Source organism: Halobacterium sp. MBLA0001 (assembly GCF_049705385.1).
In the GTDB taxonomy this organism is placed as follows: domain Archaea; phylum Halobacteriota; class Halobacteria; order Halobacteriales; family Halobacteriaceae; genus Halobacterium; species Halobacterium salinarum.
This window is the reverse complement of the sequence record NZ_JBNAMQ010000004.1, coordinates 1-18,361: the sequence shown is the minus strand read 5'-3', so window position 1 is coordinate 18,361 and position 18,361 is coordinate 1. Positions and strand designations below refer to the sequence as shown.

The window sequence follows — 18,361 nt, the reverse complement described above, 5'->3', positions numbered from 1 at the left end:
ACGCTCGCTAGCGATCCTGCGTAGACGTTTAGTATCGGCCGTATTTCTTTGAGTCATCGCGAATAACCAAGAAGACTCTACATCGAGGAGACGACAGGTAATGCGGAATCAGTACTTCACAAAGCCGTTAGTTGAGAAGTCCGCTTGCTGAGTTGTGACCAAACAAACAGAGCAAGCGGACAGTGAAATCCACGAAGACCAGCTCCTTAACTTTCTCGTCAACGTTCTCACCAGCGCATTCACGCTAGATCTTGGTGAGAACGCAGAAATCGACCCAGAGGACATCTTCGAGGTCCTCGTCGGCGCGACCGCCGACGGGACCTCGATATCCACCCTCTGCGAGAAGAGCGAAGACGCTCCCTCTGGCAACGGTGTTCTTCATCATCTCCGGACCAAGTTCGACCTCGAAACCGTCGAATCTACCGGGAACACGCTCCTCCAACAGGATGTTCTCGAAACCCTCCCTGAGCAGGTGGAGGTCGCTGCTGACCTCCACCTGCGGCCCTACTACGGTGACGAAGACGAGACAGACGGCCTCTACTACAACGAGGCCAAAGCAGGAACGACTGCGTTCCACGCCTACGCCACGCTCTACGCACGCGTGAACAACAAGCGATACACCTTGGCGGTGCGCCGTCTCACCGACGGCGACACCGCCAGCGATGTCCTCGCCGAGTTTCTTGGACTGATCGATAGCTTCGAGTTCGACGTCAAAGCGGTCTATCTCGATAGCGGCTTCTACGACGGGAAGTGTCTCACGTTACTCCAAGCGCACAATTTCGCGTACATCGTCCCGGTCATTTCGTGGGGCAAGAAGATCAAGACCGAACTCACCCAGGGCTGGAGTCGTGAGATCACTCACGATCTCACGACGTCCTATGGCGAACACGAGTGGACCGTCGAATTTCCGGTGATGATCGACTGTACCTACAAGAATGGTCGATACGATGAGCATGGGGTGGCGCGTCACGGCTACGCCGTCGACGCGCCGTTCATCGACGAGCCACGACAGGCTCGATCCCACTACAGCAAACGCTTCGGGATCGAAGCGAGCTATCGCCTCTCCGAGTCAACGATTATCTCGACGACAACGCAAGATCCCACGAGACGGCTGTTGTTCGTTGTTCTCAGCCTCCTGATTCAGAATGTCTGGCGGTTCTTGCACTGGGAGTACGTGGCGACGCCCCGCCGAGGCGGGCGTCGCCTCTGGTGGTGGCCCTTCGAAGAGTTCATCGATATGGTGACCCGGGCAGCGTGGACGGCCCTCGCAGTGCGTCGGTCCGTCCCCGCGAATCGTCCACCGGACGACCGGTTTCACCGGTAACTAGTAATCGAGTACGCCTTGCCGATCAGTGGCAACGCCGTCGCTGTCGGCGGCGATTGCCGCCGACGCGACGGCTTCCCGTCTCTCGTCGTCGGAATGGATCTTCAGAACACAAATCCAGCTTTGGTTCGTCGGTAACTCACGATCCAGCATCAGTTAGCTCCGGATGCTTTGTGAGGTACTGGGAATAGATATTGACTGGCGGGTGCTGCGCAAGCGTGAATTCTGAGTCTCTGATCGTTCCGTAGCGATTCTTGAGAGAAATGAATTTGAACACACCAAGTATCACTAAGTGTTCTGGACTCACGAGGTTCACTATGGATACATTAGGGCCAAATGAGATTCAACTTGAATCTGCTGATAGGGATGGGTCTCGGATAGAGATTAATATTAACGTAGGTTCAGAGATAGACCCATTCTTCGAAGAAACGACGTTTTGGGCGGAGTACGATGCAGATTTGAGTTCTGTTCCAGAGGGTATTCTGATGATTCCTGCTGTCGCTAACATCGCTCCACTGGTTTGGGCCCTTGATGGGAGACTGTATGTTGATACGTTAGACACGACATTCGCAGATACACTCTCTGAGGTTCAATGCACATTAGCGGACTTCTATCCGGAAATTGGATTCAACGGTGGGGAGCTGGTTATTGCCAACCGCACGCGAGAGAAAGATCCCCAAACTACGGATGCTGCCTGCCTTTTTAGCGGTGGAGTAGATTCTATCGCTACCCATGTTAGACATTTAGACCGATCGCCATGTCTTATCAGTATCCACGGGGCAGACGTCAGACCAGAAAATGTGGATGGATGGAATCGGGTTAAGCAAGATATTGAGCGCTACTGCAACCGACACGATGCTTCCTATTCTGTCGCTCAGTCAAATTTCAGATCGCAATTTGATGGGGTGCTGTTAATGGCTGAGTTTGGAAAAGATATAGTAGCAAATTGGTGGGGCGGTGTTCAGCACGGCCTGGGTCTAACTGGGCTCTGTGCCCCGTTCTGTTATAGCCAAGGAATAGAGGAGCTGTTGATAGCTTCTACTCATACGGAGGGGTTTGATCAACCATGGGGATCGCATCCCGATATCGACAACCGAATTACTTGGTCCGGGACCTCAGTATCCCACGATGGGTATGAACTGACCCGACAAGATAAGGTTGAGTTGATAGCTGATCATGCTCAAGCTGAGGACAAGAACATCCACATCCGCTCTTGTTATCGGTCAGAAGCAGGCGATAACTGTTCTCGATGTGAGAAGTGTTGTCGAACTATCGTCGGGCTAGAGATCGCAGGCGTTGACCCACGAAAATACGGGTTTGATGTTAGCGATGAGACGTTCACTCATATCCAGAAATCACTTGAGAATGGTGACTGGAGTATTGGATACGATGAAGTATTCATGTGGGAAAACTTGCAACAACAGGCCTCAGAAGTAACGAACTTCCCGGATTCAGGGATGGAGACATTCGCTAACTGGCTAGAGCATCAAGAGTTCTCTCAAATAAGGAAAAGAGCCTCAGCGTCCCATTTGTATGAAGATCGACTGCTCTTTTTGGTCCGCTTGGCTCCGAATCCTATTTATAAGCGGCTCCGAACCTTTGTTTGAATGCTGCCACGATTGGGCCTTAATTACATTCCTGTATCTGGGGTGGACGAGTAGTACAACAGCATAGATCAATGCCCCTCTATCAACGACTCCGATTAAGCTCACAAAATCGGTGATAGAGTAATGATTCTCCAGATATTGGAGTACACCGACCATCACGCCGGTTGAAAATATGCACCATCCACCTTCTGATATCGGCGGGGTGAGCTGTACAACTGTCGGAGATCACTTACGTGGAGTATCATATTTAGCCCGTAAGAGACAGTCGTCGTAGCAGCTGCGCCGACAAGTCCGTCGGTGGGTACTAAGGCGAGGTTGAGAAGCACATTCACCACAAAAGCTACTACCTTCGCTCTTGCTGCAAGATTTGGCTGGTCCAGGCCTTGAAGCGTTCGTTCAAAGATCATGTACATTGACTGGAAAAACCGCTGTATCATCAAGACAGACAGCCCAACTGAGGCAACCACGTATTCCTCAGTAAACGCATAGTATACTATTTCTGGTCCAAAGAGAACCGCACCAGCCATCGCGGGAATAACGATAATGATTGAAAGGGGTAACACAGATTGGATGGTATTCGAGATCTTGGCAAGTTCACCTTCACTCGCTATAGAAGAGATGTCGGGCACATTGCTGACGCAAGAGCTGTAGTGAGCATCAGGGTGGGCATGAGAAACCACGAACTGGGACATTTAAACCAGTATCAGTACCTCACAAAGCATCGCCGGCTAATCCGACTTGAGCCATCTGTTCTGTTGTGGTGAGTCGTCGATCACGGTTGAGCAACGCTGATCGAAGGCGGAGCTGTCGCTGTCGGCGGCGCTCAGCCGCCGACGCGACAGCGTTGCCACTTGCGACGACGCTTGCTCGGTCGGTGACTACCGGTAGAACCGGTCATCCGGTGGCCGGTTCGCGGGGACGGCCCGACGCACCGCGAGGGCCGTCCACGCGGCCCGTCGAACCATATTCACGAACTCCTTGTACGGCCACCACCACAGGCGACGCCCGCCTCGGCGCGGCGTCGCCACGTATTCGTAGTGCAGATACCGCCAGACGTTCTGCAACAGCAGACTCACCACGACGTACAGCAGTCTCACCGTTGCATCTCGCGTCGTTGTCGTCGCTATCGCTTGCTCGGACAACCGATAGCTCGACTCGATACCGAACCGTTTGCTGTAGTGGTATCGAGCGTCGCGTGGACTCTCGATGAACGGCGCGTCAGCGGCGTAGCCGTGACGCGCCACGCCGTGGTCGTCGTACTTCCCGTTCAGGTACGTACAGTCGATGTAGACGGGAAACTCGACGGTCCAGCTGTGACCGTCGAGTTTCCCTGTCAGATCGTGTTGGATGACGCGACTCCACCCTTCCGAGAGTTCCTGCTGAATCGTCTTTCCCCACTGAATGATCGGGACTACGTAGGCGTAGTTGTGCGCCTGAAGCAGCGTGAGACACTTGCTGTCGTAGAATCCGCGATCAAGGTAGACGGCCTTGACCTCGGTGTCAAGGCCGTCGAGGACACCGAGGAACTCAGCGAGGACGCTGCTGGCGGTGTCGCCGTCTTCGAGACGGCGCACCGCCAGCGTGTAGCGTTTGTTCTTCACACGCGCGTAGAGTGTGGCGTAGGCGTGGAATGCGGTGGTTCCACGCTTGGCTTCCGAGTGATAGAGGTTCTCCGTGTCGTCTTCATCACCGTAGTAGGGCCGCAGGTGGAGGTCTGCGCAGACCTCCACCTGCTCGGGAAGCAGCTCAACGATGTCTCGGCGAAGAAGCGTGTTAGCGACGCGTTCGAGCCGTTCCGGCTCGAACTTCGTCCGTAGATGATAGAGAATCGTGTTCGCCGATAGCGAGTCTTCACTGGAGTTGCACAGCGTCGAGATCGAGGTCCCGTCGGCGGTTGCGCCGACGAGGACCTCGTAGATGTCCTCTGCATTGATTTCAGCGTTGTTGGCGAGATTCAGAGAAACTTCCTCGTCAAGGCAGTTGACGAGGAAGTTAAGGAGCTGGTCCTCGTGGATTTCATTGTCCGCTTGCTTGGACACAACTCAGCAAGCGGACTCCTTCAACTTGCGAGCTTTGTGAGGTACTGAGTATTGGCGGATTTGGACTTTGTACTACCGTTATAGAAATGTAACTGTGCGTTGCTATACGTCGGAGCCACCTTCGCGGCACATGTGGCAGATCGCCTCGCTTAGTCGTGCATCTCCTGAACCTTCTAGGCTTTCTTGTGAACGGGTTCCGGAACACGGACGCTTTTCGACATGGCCGCGTGTTCTCGATGGCCCGTGAAGGAGGTCAGTGCCGAGTTTGGTACGTTACGTAACGACCGGTAGGAGAGTTTTATTGTCGGCAGGCTTCGTACTCAGCTTCGTTTTCCTTTATTAGCGTCTTCCAGACTTATCGTGGTGATGGATCTCTCGTCTAATCTGCGGGAATGTAGTTCATCATATCAGACTAAATGCAGCCAGAAGAATCGGGAATCCCTGGTTCATCTTTTCTTCTAATTCATTATCGTCTATGCCTGTCATATTCAGCAATGATGTTGGTAGAAATTACGTACCCTTTGGGAGGATTTCAGTGAGCTGTGGGATTGTAGTGTTTCAATGCCAGGAAGTGCATTGCCCTCAAGAATTACGAAGGCCCCATCAGTCAAAACAATATCCCACCCTACGTAAGGAACATAGGGGATACGCTCTGCAAGTGAAAGCACTTCTTGAAAGACCGTCTCCCATTCTGGGATACTGGCCCCCTCGATTTGAGCTCCAGTATCTGGATGTTTTGAGTACCAGCTTTGCACTGATCCGTCGGGAACAGTTGTGGCTTTGCTAAGTTCACCAGTATCTTGATCAACTTCAGCACAGTATCCACCTTGCCCCCAGTTATCTGTTGGAGCTGACTCAGTTGAGCCAAACCGATGAACTGCTGCGGGGGAGAAAGCTTCTCCCGTTTCGGGGTCTAGCATGGTTATCACACGAATTGTATTAACACTATCTGGGAAAATTGTATTTGCATACTCACGTTGCTGAACAGCACGTGAGACTAAATACTCATCAAGTTCCTCAATGATCTGGGAAATTTCAGACTTTCGTTTATACTCTGAATTAACAGTGAACGACTTTTCAGTATTTACTAATTTTAAAATTCCCTTCCCACTGCTGGTTGTCGTTGGTTTTAATATCAACTCCTTATCATTCTGGAGAGTTGACAGCACCCAGTCCACGGGATCTTGACGCTCACCAGTTGAGAGAGGATATAAAGCGTTGTTTTTGATCACGGCGAGATCAGGTGGGGCATATGGGCTGATATCAGAGAGAATTCGATGAAATACGATTTTATTCTCTAGTATCGCTCTATTGTTGTCATTTATTTGACTGAGTTTCATTCTTTGTTCATAATTTGATACATATTCGCCGATATTATCATCGGTTAAGTTGAAGATTGCTCCAGATCGACTGAGGAAACCGTGTCTCCAGAGCCAGAGACGTCTAGATATGGGCATAGGAAAACCCGGGGCAGTAGAATATTCTTTATCTAATAGATAGAGGATTTTGCTTATCTTTGGTGAGACCTCAGAGAATCCTGCCGAAAGCAGATGTACAAGGTGAGTCTCTTTAAAGGTTGAATATGCCTGTGTGAGCATCGACATAAAGGACGCTACTGGCCAACATCATATTAACCTTTAATTATAATTCTGTATTGTACACTGCTCAGAATAGATTGTCAACATATTTCGCAGTCAGGGGTCCTATAGCACTTTATTGGGAATATACCTCTTTTGGAATGTGGTTGATGAAAATAGTGCTAGGAAATAAACAGCGACTCCAACTCCAATCACAAAGAAGAGTTCAACAACTGAATCTATACCCACAAATGTCTCCAAAGCATAAACTACGAGTGCCATAATAACAGATGAGATTGTACACCAAGCGAGTTCATCATAGGGGACATGGGGAGAGACGAATTGTTTAAGGAAATATATTCGAACAATCATGCCTGCACTCATCGATAACATTGTCCCGAGGGCGGCTCCGACCAACCCGAAGTAATAGATGAATATTAGATTGAGAACTAGGTTCAGGGAGATATCTACTACACCACCGATAGCAACGTATCGAGGTTTATCCATAGCAAAGAGAGTTCGGCCCACAATATGGCGAATCGTGCGAGGAACTTGACCTGCGATAATTATTATCAGTGCATCCCATCCCGCAATAAATCCTGGACCATAGATTACCCCAAGTATCTCGCGAGAAAGAAGTACAGTTCCAAATACAGCCGGAATAACGACACTAAGAGAAGGAGTGATAACTTTGGAGATGAGGTCTTCGATCTTTTCGTAGGACTCAGACGCGTCCCAAGAGCTGATCTGAGGGAAAATCGTGCTACCGATGGCCTTAGTTAGTATTAAAACAGGACCTCCAATTTGCCAAGCTGTTTCATATATTCCAACCATGCTAGATGCGTAGAAGAATCCAAGGATCATGAGATCCATTGTGTTATGGATTGTCCCGCCAACCACGGAGATACTACTATAGCTAGCATATCGTAACAAGGAAGGAATGATTTCTAAACTTGGGAAAGCGAATCCAGTATCCTGAATAATTAGTCCAAGAGTTAGCCTGACGACATAGCCGAGGACCAACGAACTTGCTAGGCCTGTAGCGCCGTGTCCCTGTGTCACTGCAATGGTCCCAGCAGCAATCCAAGTAACTCGATATATGAATCCAACAACAGCTGATTCAGCGACACGATGCTCTCCCCGTAGTACGACAAGAGTTAGATCCGACAGCTGATCAAATAGAAGTGCTAGTATAAGTAGGATGACTAGATCAGCCCCGATATATTGCGTTAAATATCCGCGGAAAGCAACAATAAACAAGCTAATCACAGTTACGCTAGCCAATTTGAGTAATGCAGAAGTAGAAAAAACCGTTGCAGGACGGTTATTTACACTAATCCGTCTCTCAACAGCAATGCGCAGCCCGAAGTCTGCTGGAATTCCAAGGAAACTTACTGACGCTCTAAACAAGAAGAAGATTCCAAGCGCGGCAGCACCAATTTCTCTTGCAAAGAATGCGACACCGATGAAAGATAATACCGCTGACAGTGTCCGAGTGAGAAAAACTATTGATGTAGTTCGCCCTATTTTCATTTACCCGCAGTAGTCCCATGACTAACAAAGATGTTGTTGTTTCTATGCAACAGACGGAGTGTTGGCTGCAGCTTGGGTATTGGTTCCAGATGTCTGGACTGCTTCAGTCTCGATCTCACGGCCGTTATTGCAATCGGCATCCCTCCCTCTTGGAACGCTGTGTCGACCACGTCCGTACGCCCACCGATTACCGACGAATCGCTTACGTCGCTGAGTTGGACGCCACAGGATCCTCGCGATCTACCGCGGTTATTGCGTGTGGACTCGATCTTGCCGCCGTGAATATGGAAGTCGTCCACCCCCCTCACCTGGTCGGTCACGTAGACTCCCATCCACACTCGACAATGTCGCTGAATCGAACGTCTACGTCCTCCGTCGAGCCGTCGAAGTCATAGAGAGCACCCGCTGCGCCAAACCCTCCGATGTAGTCGACATTTACGGTTACGTCTTCGATGCTCTGGCCTGAGTTCGGCTTGATGTCGACGCCGTTGGTTTGGTTTACATCAGCCCCGACGAGACGATCCCCATCCACGACGATGTTTGCGAGATCCATGGTGCTGGCTCTGAGTTGAACTCCTGCGGTGTCTTCTTCAGACCTCATGATCTCGAAATTGAAGTCAGAGGCAGACATATCAGTAAGCCCAGTCCCGTCGCCGTGCGACCCCCAAATACGTATTCTTCCGTTCACGGCCGACCCTGAGACCCGTGAACGCTCGATCGTGAAGAGTTGCCGATGAGGACTGCCCTGATTAACGTTCTTGCAACCGATGTTCCTCATTGTTCTCTTTGTCGAATGGAGGGAAGCAGCAGTGTTAGTCCATTGCGTCAGGTCAGTATCGTGCCATGACCGTTCTATGTGACGATGCCCTCTTGCTCATTCCCTGCCGATCCAAGGACAGCATCGTGGGCCGCCTGAGCACGTGTCCTGCGGAGGGTTCGTGCGCGCCAATTGCAAATCCGACAGTTGACACACGAGCGACGGATGCCGAGAGTGTCATCGGTAGTGTGGTAATGTTGATACTATCAATATCCGAACCCTCACTCTCGGTGAGGAGAGCTGCGAAATACCGCTCGCTTCCCACGTTGATGCCGTGGTGAACGTGGTCGAGTTCGTGCTTGCCGTCTGATCCATTCCCAATCTGGGAGTTTGTACACTTGTGAAGCAACGCCAGCGACCAAGAGACAGTATTGTCTTTCGTCGTCCCCTCCATCATGACCCTCCTGCCGATAACGACGTATCGTCGCCGTCTCTGTGGTCTGCGTTTGTGATGAGCGCATAGAGATCTTGGTCGTGTCGCAAAGTCCTCTAGAGTTCAGTAGCAACTGACTCCCGTGAGGAACGGGACGCCTCTGGTGTCCACCCAAGAGGTGTCCCATGCACGCCACAATCGACGTGCGGTTCACGATAAGCATCGACGAGGACAAAACAGTACCGCTCGCCACGCTCGCCGAGTTCGTTACCGAGCAGAACCTCGAATCTGTACTGCTCGAATCGATGGTCGAAAGCCTCGACGCGAGCCGCGTCGAGGCGCTCTGTGGTGAGAAACACGCTACTGGCAACGGTGACCGTCGCTTCCAACGAGCTGGTACCGATACTCGCACAGCCGTCACAACCGCCGGTGAACATGACTTCGACCTTCACTACGTTGAAGATACCGCAGCTGACCACGACGAATCCAGCTACTTCCGGCCCGTCGAAGATGTTCTCAGCTTCGACGGGCAAAACCGTTATCAGCAGGACATCGCCGCCAAAAGCGTCGATCTCGCCACATCGCTCAGCTATCGTGACGCTGCTGACCACGGCGACGGCATCCTCTCGGAGATGCCGTCGCCGACCACGATCAATCGTCGCGCCAAAGAGTACGGCAGCAAACTCAAGCAGTTCCTTCCAGACTGTGTCGCTGATACTGACGCTGACGCCGTTATTCCTGACGGCACGAAGTGTCACAGCCAAGACGACGACCGCGCGTACCACTCCGTCCAGGCCACGCTCGGCGAAGACACTGCCGAAGAGTCACGCTCCCTGCTGGATCTCTCGGTCAACGCTGATTGGGACGAGACAGCAGCCGACCTCGATGACATCGACGCAGTCACTGACGACGCGACGGTCGTCAGTGACGCTGAAGAGGGCATCGTCACGGCCTTTACCGACGAAAATCGCAATCACCAACTCGATCTCGTCCACGTCGGTCGGACGCTCGACTACAACCTCTGGGACGACAGCGTGTTCTCCTTGGATCGGCGGAACGAGATCGTCTCGGAAGTGATCGACGAAGTGTTCCATCTAAAGAATTCGGTCGCCAAACACCGTCCAGACGAGGAGTTCGCGGCGATCCGCGAACGGATCGCGCGAACGACCGAGCGTATCGAGAAGACAGCCTGGCAGCATCCGTCTTTAGCTAAGACGAGAACCGCGTGACAGCGACGGCTTATCGAGGCTACTTTTCGAGAGGAATGAGGAGGAGAAGTCTGTGCACAACCCTCGCTCCTCAACGAGAATCATGCGTCGGCTCACTACACTGTTTCCCTCCGAGTTCCTCGAAGAGCACGCCGAGGAACTCGGCGTGGTTGAGCGAGAGGGCAAGCTTCAGATTCCCGTCCTCGTGTGGGCGCTCGTGTTCGGCTTCGCCGCAGGCGAGAGCCGAACACTCGCCGGGTTCAGACGCTGCTACAACTCCACAGCTGATGAAACGATCTCTCCCGGTGGATTCCATCAGCGGTTGACGCCGACGTTGGCAGAGTATCTCCGCGACCTCGTCGAGCGTGGTCTCGACGAGGTCGCTGTTCCCAACGCTGTTGACGCTGATATCGACCGATTCAGAGACGTGATGATCGCTGATGGAACGGTGTTGCGGTTGCACGAATTCCTCTCTGATGAGTTCCAAGCCCGTCACGAGGAGCAGGCTGGAGCGAAGCTCCACCTGCTCCACAACGCCACCGAGCAGACGATTGAACGACTCGACGTGACCGACGAAAAAGCGCACGACAGCACGCTGTTCAAGACGGGTTCGTGGCTCCAAGGACGGCTCGTTCTGTTCGATCTAGCGTACTTCAAGTACCGCCGGTTCGCGTTAATCGACGAGAACGACGGCTACTTCGTGAGTCGGCTGAAGCAGAACGCGAATCCGGTGATAACGGAGGAATTACGGGAATGGCGCGGGCGCGCCATTCCCTTAGAGGGCAAGCAGATCCACGATGTGGTCGATGATCTCTCTCGGAAGTACATCGACGTTGAGGTCGAAGCGGAGTTCAAGCGAGGCCAGTACGAAGGAACGCGGTCGCTGGACACGAAGCGGTTCCGCGTCGTCGGCGTCCGTGACAAGGACGCCGACGACTACCATCTGTATATCACGAATCTATCGCGAGAGGAGTTCTTCCCGGAGGATTTAGCAACGCTGTATCGGTGTCGGTGGGAGGTAGAAACGCTGTTTCGTGAACTGAAGACGCAGTACGAGTTGGACGAGTTCGACACAAGCGACCCGGATATCGTGAGAATTCTGCTGTATGCGGCGTTGCTGTCGCTGCTGGTGAGTCGTGAGCTGTTGGATCTGGTGACCGAGCAGGCTGATGACGAGATCGTGTTTCCGCCAGAACGCTGGGCGGCGACCTTCCGGTCGCACGCCCAGCTCATCCTCCACGAACTCGGTGAGTATCTCGGTTACTCACCACCGCCGTTGCTGGAGCGGCTGATCGAGGATGCTCAGAAGATTCACCAGCAACGTCCGGTCTTACAGGAGACGCTCGCTACCGCTACGCAACCGAGGTGTGAGTCTTAGCTAAAGACGAATGCAGCCTGGCAGTTAGACCAGTACGGCTCAGAGAAGGCAGCGGGGTATCTTCGGCGGTGGCTGCCGTCAATCGTGACATTTGCCGAGCAGGCCGTCGAGGGGTTCGAGGTGCCGTGGACCTCGAACCCCGTCGAACGGCTGATGGGCGAAGTCAGCAAGCGCTGCAAGAACCAGTGGATGCGCTGGACGACTGAGGGGTTAGAGGCGATACTCCAGCTTCGGCTCGTGAAGTACGCCGATCCAGAGCGCTACCAGTCGTTCCTTGACGAACTGCTCCAGCGATCGACCAAAACAGCAATGAGCTGTGACCTCTCAATTGAGAGCACCAGAGGCAAACTCTAGACCGCTTTGCGACGCGACCGAGATCTTGGTCGTTGAGAGTGGTGATCTGCGACGGAACGAAATTGTTCTCGACGCGGATAGTCGGTCCAGCACAAATGTAGAGTTTGGTGTTGTCGGGGACTTGCGGCTGATTTGAAAGGAGATAATCCTTGTCAGAAGGCGGAACGACGGTCATGCTACCCTGCGCACGGTCAATTGCGTCATGGATGGCCACAGTGGCATCGTCGTTGTCCTGCTCGACCAAGGTGACTGTATTCGATACATAGTCTTCACGTAGCCCAAATCTGCCGGGATCGAGATAATATTCAAAAATAATAAAAATAATAAGAAGAGAATCCATCACTGAAACCCATTTCACATGCCATTGAATTATATAACTCCGGAGGGGAATAGAGAAAGAAACTGAGTGCAGTTTTTTCAATTAGTAGGGAATCAGATAATATCTCGTTCAGAATATCAGATCATCAACTGTCTCTTCTACTACAGTACTATTGGCATCTTTAAGCGGTACACCATGGGTTTCTTTTCCATAGTGTTTAAGAAGAGATGTTACTTTATCAGCATATTCAATCGCGACAAATGGGGTACTACTAACATAGGCAAAAATCATCGAGTGAAGTCTTGTTGCCAAAATACCATCCATTGCCGAAACTATACTGAGTGCTTCATTTGGATGGTTATATGAGATAACTGGAGCATCACCGACGCTACTCGATAGAGATTCACAGGTCCTGTGGTCCATACCCAAAGATTCATATGAATGTCGACAAAATGGAATGAATACAACTTTGTAGCCAAGATCTTTGGCCTTATGCGAAATATATCTGTAAGTCCGCCACAGTTGTTCATTCAAATCTTTATCCTTAACTCTCCGTGCAGCGATTGCAAAAATGTCCTCCTCCGGATCAATCCCATGGTCGTAAAGTGATTTTTCACCCCACTTGCGATCTGGCTGTAGTTTTGTTGCTGGATCGTCAACCAGAGTTACTTGACAAACTCCAGTATCAGATAAGACTGCTTTGCTAATCGGATCCCGAACTGACACAGTATCGGACTGATTCATCGCGAATTTGAGTGCCTTCTTGGTTATCTCTGGAGTAGATGAGTAAACTCCGATGGCAGTCCAGTGGATAGATTTTCCAAGTGTTTTTGCTGCCATAGCATAGTAAGGGATTTTTTTGGCGTAAGGACCCATATAGTGGGAGAAGAGTCCACCACCACCGAATACGAAGTGATCATTCCTGAATAGTTCTTTACCTAACTTGGCTGGAGATGGCTCGATGGCGTTCAGAGTGGTGGTTTCTGGTGGTTCGCCTCTGTGCAGGGCTTCCGTTTCCCTTTCATCATGTGTAACAACTGTAATTTCGTCTATATTATTGGATGAATCTTTTAGCAGTCCGGTTAGTATCGCTTCGTCGCCAACATTACCAACTCCATATCCACCCACAAGCAGTACATTCCCACTCAGTTGCTCAAGGATATAGCTCGTCATTCTTTATACCCGAGCGCTTCAAGTCGATCATTTACTTCTTCAGCCGCACTGTCATTCTTCTCATCCGTCAGTTGTTTCCTACCGATCCTCTTCTCAGCGTGGTCAATGAGTTGTCGCTCAAGACTGGTTTCTGGTTCTGGCGGTGAAGCAACGACCTCCTCTTCAACTAGCTCGTATTCTACCATCTTCCAATTGTCTTGATTAAAAGCAGCAAATCGTCTATATAGTGTTCCGTTGTCAGTCGTTGATGCTTGCGCATAAACTATATCGCGCTTAATTTCTTGATCTGGAGATGGATTCGCTGGAAGAAGCCGATGTCCAGGTATCGCAGGTTCAGTTCCAGTGTACTGATTGAGCACAGACGAAACAATGTCAATACTACTAACAGGCGTTTCTACCCTCAGATCTGTGTATGATGGATGTATAATAATAAGTGGGATATGAACCAACTCTTTGAAGGGATAACGAGGATGTTCATAGTACCCGTGTTCACCGAATAGATCGCCATGATCCGATGTGAGAATGATGAGAGATTCAGAAATTAGTCCTCGATCTTCAAGTTTATCAAAGAACTTCTCAATATAGTTATCAGTATACTGAATTTCAGCATCGTATAAGTTGAGCAATTTTTCTTGCTCTTTATCTGTTACCGATTCCGGATTCTTGATTGCCTGTTTATACAATTTCTGAGCCTTCCTATCCGACACAGACTCGTCATGGAACTGTTTGCGGTATTCTTCGATTGGCTCATATGGTCCGTGTGGATCCATATAGTGGTTCCAGAGAAAGAACGGTTGATCGGAATCAAGTGAATCTAACCAGTCTAACGATTTTTTGTTAATTTCCGATGCACGAGCGTAGTGCCTATTTCGAAGTTTATCTAATGCACGCTGTGCAAGTGCTATCAATTTATTTTGTGCTAGATGAAGATCGTCATAAAATTTATCAAATCCATTATTAAACCCGTAGGCGCGCGATACATACGGGTTTGAATGGAAGCCACCGGTTTGATAGCCCTCATCCTGAAGGTGTTCGGCGATTGTTGTCGTATTTAAATGGTAACTTTCGCTAACGGCTTCATCAGGATATTCTCCAGTTAGCAGGGAGGGAACCGCTTCACGAGTGTGTGAACTAGCACTATAGGCATTTATGAACTGCGCATTATCTTTAGCAAGCTTATCGATATTTGGCGATGTATCCCGAGAATACCCATAGCAGCCCAGATGATCAGCTCGTAGGGCATCTACTGATAATATAATTATGTTATCGACAGCCGACATACTATGTTGGAACATACTTCTCATGAATCTCACTTATTAGCTACGATGACACGTGGATATAAAAACCCAGTTAAAAAGTGTGATTCATTGACGAGGTGTTCGACCACCGCTGGCTGCAGAGTCGTGCCAGTCGCCTCGTACAACGCACGGAACCTTGGTGAACCGAAAGATATTGAGTACAGGATCGAAGATCGCATCGAAAAGCATAGTAAGGACGTCCAGCTGAAGCAATAGGCCATGTCCACGCACGGGCGAACGTGTTTCATCCTTCGCCTTGTCGTCACTATTAAGAACTATGAACGCGGGGACAATCCGGGAAGCACGATCATCACAGTGTAAGAAGAATTCTATGACACCCTCACTATTTCCTATTTTGCCCAAGTTACGCTTCCAATTCCTTCCCCTGTAACCGCTCCTCTGCCTCGTCCCGATCCTCGGGATACCCAACGTCAATTCGCCATCCTTCCAACCCAATCGCATCAATCGTCCGCCCACTCTGTATCAGCAAGTCAATCGCCTCTGAAATCTCGTACTCGCCCCTGTTAGACGGCTGCACGAGGTGACACGCGTGGAAGATGGCCGGACTGAACGTGTAGAACCCAGTCATTACCAGGTTCGACGGCGGATCTTCTGGCTTCTCCACCACGTCAGTAATCTCGCCGTACTTGTTCGTATCACACACCCCGTACCGACTCGCTTCGTCCAAATCCACTTCCTCCACGAGGAACGCTGCATCTGCCCGTTCCTCCTGCTGACGACGAACCACGTCCTCCAGATTCGCCTGGAAGATGTTGTCCCCGAGAATCAGCATGAAGTCGTCGTCGATGTGCTCCTCGACAGTCAACAGCGCATGGGCAAGCCCCTTCTGCTCGCGCTGGTGTGCATACGTAATCGGCACGCCTTCGAACTCGTCACCGTAGTGTTCGATGATGTTCTCCTTCATGTAGCCGACAACAACCACGAGTTCGTCGGCACCGAGCTCTTCCATCTGTTCGAAACAGTGAGTCAAAATCGGCTTCCCGTCGACCTCGACCATCCCCTTCGGTTTGTCCTCCGTGAGCGGACGCAGGCGCGTCCCCTCGCCGGCAGCAAGTACGACGGCTTTCATGACTATCAACGCTATTCTGACACAGAGCAATATGTCTTTTCACTCTATCAACTAGATGGGCGCTCCAAATTCGTGAAAGTGAGACGACAACCTCTTTAGGTCGCTTCTGTAGGGCTATTGTATGCACATTCTGGTTACAGGCGGCGCCGGATTCATCGGCGGCCACATCGCCGAATCCGTCGCCGAAGACGGACACGACGTTACCGTTCTGGACAATTTCGAGCCGTACTACGATACTGGGCTGAAGAGACACAACGTCGAAATCGCAAGAGAAGCAGCATCACAAAGCGACGGAAGCTACGAACTCGTCGAAGGGAGCGTAACCGACGCAGAACTCGTCGACGACCTCGTCGCCAATGCGGACGTGATCTTCCACCAGGCCGCCCAGGCAGGGGTACGAACGAGCGTGGAGGAGCCCAAGAAGGTCAACGACTACAACGTAACTGGCACGCTCAACCTCCTCGAAGCAATCCGGGAACACGGTATTGAGCGTTTCGTCAACGCCTCTTCTTCCTCCGTGTACGGGAAACCGGAGTACCTCCCCTATGACGAAGACCACCCAAACGAGCCTGTCTCTCCGTACGGCGCGTCCAAACTCGCTGCTGAACACTACACGCGAATCTACAATGAGGTCCACGACCTCCCCACAGTCTCACTTCGGTACTTCACCGTGTACGGACCCCGGATGCGGCCCAACATGGCGATCTCCAATTTCGTCTCCCGGTGTATCAACGGGAAATCGCCAGTCGTTTACGGTGACGGGTCGCAAACACGGGACTTCACCTATATCGACGATGTCGTCGACGCCAACCGGAAACTCCTCACTGACGATAGTTCGGACGGCGAAATCATGAACATCGGGTCGACGGACAACATCGACATCCTCACGCTCGCGAAGGCAGTCCGTGACGAGATCGACCCAACGCTCGAGATCGAGTTTGCAGACCGCCACGACAGTGATGCCGAACACACGCACGCAGACATCTCGAAAGCAAACGAGCTCATCGGCTACGAACCGAGTCGTGACATCAGGGAAGGCGTGAAAGAGTTCATCAGCTGGTATCAGCAGAACCGCGACTGGTACGAGCCCCTTGTTCTGAGTTCGTAAGGGACGAACACTTCTCCCTGCAATCCCTCTCCCAAGCCCCCGAATGAGTTGCCGCCGATAAGGAAACTCTATTCAGGGATTTGAATATGCTCGTTCGTAAACCAAAACCTGAATAACCGACCGACGAACCAACGCTCAATGCATCTCTCCGTCGTCGGCAGCGGCTACGTCGGCACCACAATCGCGGCCTGCTACGCGGATCTCGGCCACGACGTCGTTAACATCGACATCGACCAGGACATCGTCGACGCCATCAACGCCGGCGAAGCACCCATCCACGAGGGTGGCCTCCCGGAACTCCTCGAGAAACACGCCGGCTCCAACAGCACAAACCGCCTCCGCGCCACCACCGACTACGCCGAGCTCCTCGACACCGGCGCGACCTTCCTCTGTCTCCCGACGCCGCAAAACGATGACGGCAGTATCGACCTCTCGATCATGGAGGCCGGCGCCGCCCAACTGGGCGAAACCCTCGCCGACAAGGACGACTGGCACACTGTCGTTGTGAAGAGCACGGTCGTACCCGGCTCCACTGAGGACGAAATCACTCCCATCCTCGAGAGAGAAACCAAGCAAACCGCTGGCGAGGACTTCGGCGTCGGCATGAACCCCGAGTTCCTCCGAGAAGGAACAGCTGTCCACGACTTCCTCGACCCGGACAAGGTCGTCCTCGGTGCCGACGCCGACCGCGCACTCGCGGACATGCACGACGTGTTCGACCCGCTCATCGACCAGACCGACGCCCCAGTAGTCGAAACCGACACCCGGACGGCGGAGATGATCAAGTACGCGAACAACGCATTCCTCGCGGCCAAAGTCTCCCTCATCAACGACATCGGGAACATCTGCAAGGAGATCGGCGTCGACGCTTACGAGGTCGCCGACGCGATCGGCCTCGACGACCGTATCGGCGCACAGTTCCTCCGCAGCGGGCTCGGGTGGGGCGGCAGCTGCTTCCCCAAGGACACCGCCGCGATCCGCGCAGCGGCCCGTCAGCACGACTACGAACCGCGCATGCTCGACGCCGCGACGGAGGTGAACGACGAGCAACCGAAGCGACTCCTCTCGTTCATGGACGACCACGTCGACGTCAGGAACAAACGCGTCGCCGTCCTCGGGCTCGCGTTCAAGCCCGGGACTGACGACGTCAGGAACTCCCGGGC

At 52.0% G+C, this 18,361-nt stretch carries 14 protein-coding genes and 3 pseudogenes; 8 read left to right on the top strand and 9 right to left on the bottom strand.

Going from position 1 to position 18,361, the window contains the following annotated elements; all coding sequences use genetic code 11:
• Positions 1-154 precede the first annotated feature (154 nt).
• The gene (locus tag ACOZ32_RS00475) at positions 155-1,324 is read left to right on the top strand and encodes an ISH3 family transposase (RefSeq protein WP_285255186.1); all 1,170 of its coding nucleotides are present in this window, start codon (positions 155-157) and stop codon (positions 1,322-1,324) included.
• A 317-nt stretch (positions 1,325-1,641) separates the two neighbouring features.
• Positions 1,642-2,931 (top strand): hypothetical protein, encoded by a 1,290-nt coding sequence (locus ACOZ32_RS00470; protein WP_424334783.1) that lies wholly within the window; start codon positions 1,642-1,644, stop codon positions 2,929-2,931.
• 155 nt (positions 2,932-3,086) lie between these two features.
• On the opposite strand, the gene ACOZ32_RS00465 is transcribed toward ACOZ32_RS00470, so the two are convergent.
• The 6 genes from ACOZ32_RS00465 to ACOZ32_RS00440 all read right to left on the bottom strand — a co-directional run bounded on the left by ACOZ32_RS00465 (position 3,087) and on the right by ACOZ32_RS00440 (position 9,291).
• On the bottom strand, positions 3,087-3,560 hold the full coding sequence (locus ACOZ32_RS00465) for a lipopolysaccharide biosynthesis protein (protein WP_424334782.1): 474 nt from the start codon (positions 3,558-3,560) through the stop codon (positions 3,087-3,089).
• Between the two features lie 249 nt (positions 3,561-3,809).
• Positions 3,810-4,970, bottom strand: coding sequence for an ISH3 family transposase (locus tag ACOZ32_RS00460; protein WP_424334781.1), 1,161 nt, complete (start codon positions 4,968-4,970; stop codon positions 3,810-3,812).
• Between the two features lie 488 nt (positions 4,971-5,458).
• A complete protein-coding gene (locus ACOZ32_RS00455; protein ID WP_424334773.1) occupies positions 5,459-6,574 on the bottom strand; it encodes a sugar-transfer associated ATP-grasp domain-containing protein in 1,116 nt (371 codons plus the stop codon).
• 99 nt (positions 6,575-6,673) lie between these two features.
• The gene (locus ACOZ32_RS00450; RefSeq protein WP_424334772.1) at positions 6,674-8,080 is read right to left on the bottom strand and encodes a polysaccharide biosynthesis C-terminal domain-containing protein; all 1,407 of its coding nucleotides are present in this window, start codon (positions 8,078-8,080) and stop codon (positions 6,674-6,676) included.
• 316 nt (positions 8,081-8,396) lie between these two features.
• Positions 8,397-8,711 (bottom strand): hypothetical protein, encoded by a 315-nt coding sequence (locus ACOZ32_RS00445; RefSeq protein ID WP_424334771.1) that lies wholly within the window; start codon positions 8,709-8,711, stop codon positions 8,397-8,399.
• 199 nt (positions 8,712-8,910) lie between these two features.
• Entirely contained in the window at positions 8,911-9,291 is a 381-nt protein-coding gene (locus tag ACOZ32_RS00440) for a hypothetical protein (protein ID WP_424334770.1), read from the bottom strand.
• 164 nt (positions 9,292-9,455) lie between these two features.
• Between ACOZ32_RS00440 and ACOZ32_RS00435 the strand changes: the two are divergent.
• The 3 genes and pseudogenes from ACOZ32_RS00435 to ACOZ32_RS00425 all read left to right on the top strand — a co-directional run.
• A pseudogene (locus ACOZ32_RS00435) lies at positions 9,456-10,466 on the top strand (ISH6 family transposase); the annotation flags it as partial.
• A 115-nt stretch (positions 10,467-10,581) separates the two neighbouring features.
• On the top strand, positions 10,582-11,856 hold the full coding sequence (locus tag ACOZ32_RS00430; protein WP_136361736.1) for an IS4 family transposase: 1,275 nt from the start codon (positions 10,582-10,584) through the stop codon (positions 11,854-11,856).
• Positions 11,857-11,871: 15 nt separating this feature from the next.
• A pseudogene (locus tag ACOZ32_RS00425) lies at positions 11,872-12,210 on the top strand (ISH6 family transposase); the annotation flags it as partial.
• Between the two features lie 448 nt (positions 12,211-12,658).
• Here the strand turns inward: ACOZ32_RS00425 and ACOZ32_RS00420 are convergent.
• Together ACOZ32_RS00420 and ACOZ32_RS00415 are read right to left on the bottom strand one after the other, a co-directional pair.
• Positions 12,659-13,702 (bottom strand): polysaccharide pyruvyl transferase family protein, encoded by a 1,044-nt coding sequence (locus tag ACOZ32_RS00420; protein ID WP_424334769.1) that lies wholly within the window; start codon positions 13,700-13,702, stop codon positions 12,659-12,661.
• A complete protein-coding gene (locus ACOZ32_RS00415; protein WP_424334768.1) occupies positions 13,699-14,982 on the bottom strand; it encodes a sulfatase in 1,284 nt (427 codons plus the stop codon). The genes ACOZ32_RS00420 and ACOZ32_RS00415 overlap by 4 nt, the downstream gene beginning before the upstream one ends.
• Before the next feature lie 120 nt (positions 14,983-15,102).
• Between ACOZ32_RS00415 and ACOZ32_RS00410 the strand changes: the two are divergent.
• Positions 15,103-15,321, top strand: a pseudogene (locus ACOZ32_RS00410) (IS5/IS1182 family transposase); the annotation flags it as partial.
• 43 nt (positions 15,322-15,364) lie between these two features.
• Here the strand turns inward: ACOZ32_RS00410 and aglF are convergent.
• A complete protein-coding gene (aglF, locus tag ACOZ32_RS00405; protein ID WP_424334767.1) occupies positions 15,365-16,090 on the bottom strand; it encodes a UTP--glucose-1-phosphate uridylyltransferase AglF in 726 nt (241 codons plus the stop codon).
• 121 nt (positions 16,091-16,211) lie between these two features.
• Here aglF and ACOZ32_RS00400 point away from each other — a divergent pair, with 121 nt between their 5' ends.
• A complete protein-coding gene (locus ACOZ32_RS00400) occupies positions 16,212-17,198 on the top strand; it encodes an SDR family NAD(P)-dependent oxidoreductase (RefSeq protein ID WP_424334766.1) in 987 nt (328 codons plus the stop codon).
• 138 nt (positions 17,199-17,336) lie between these two features.
• On the top strand, positions 17,337-18,361 hold a 1,025-nt coding region (locus ACOZ32_RS00395; protein ID WP_424334780.1), incomplete at its 3' end, for a nucleotide sugar dehydrogenase.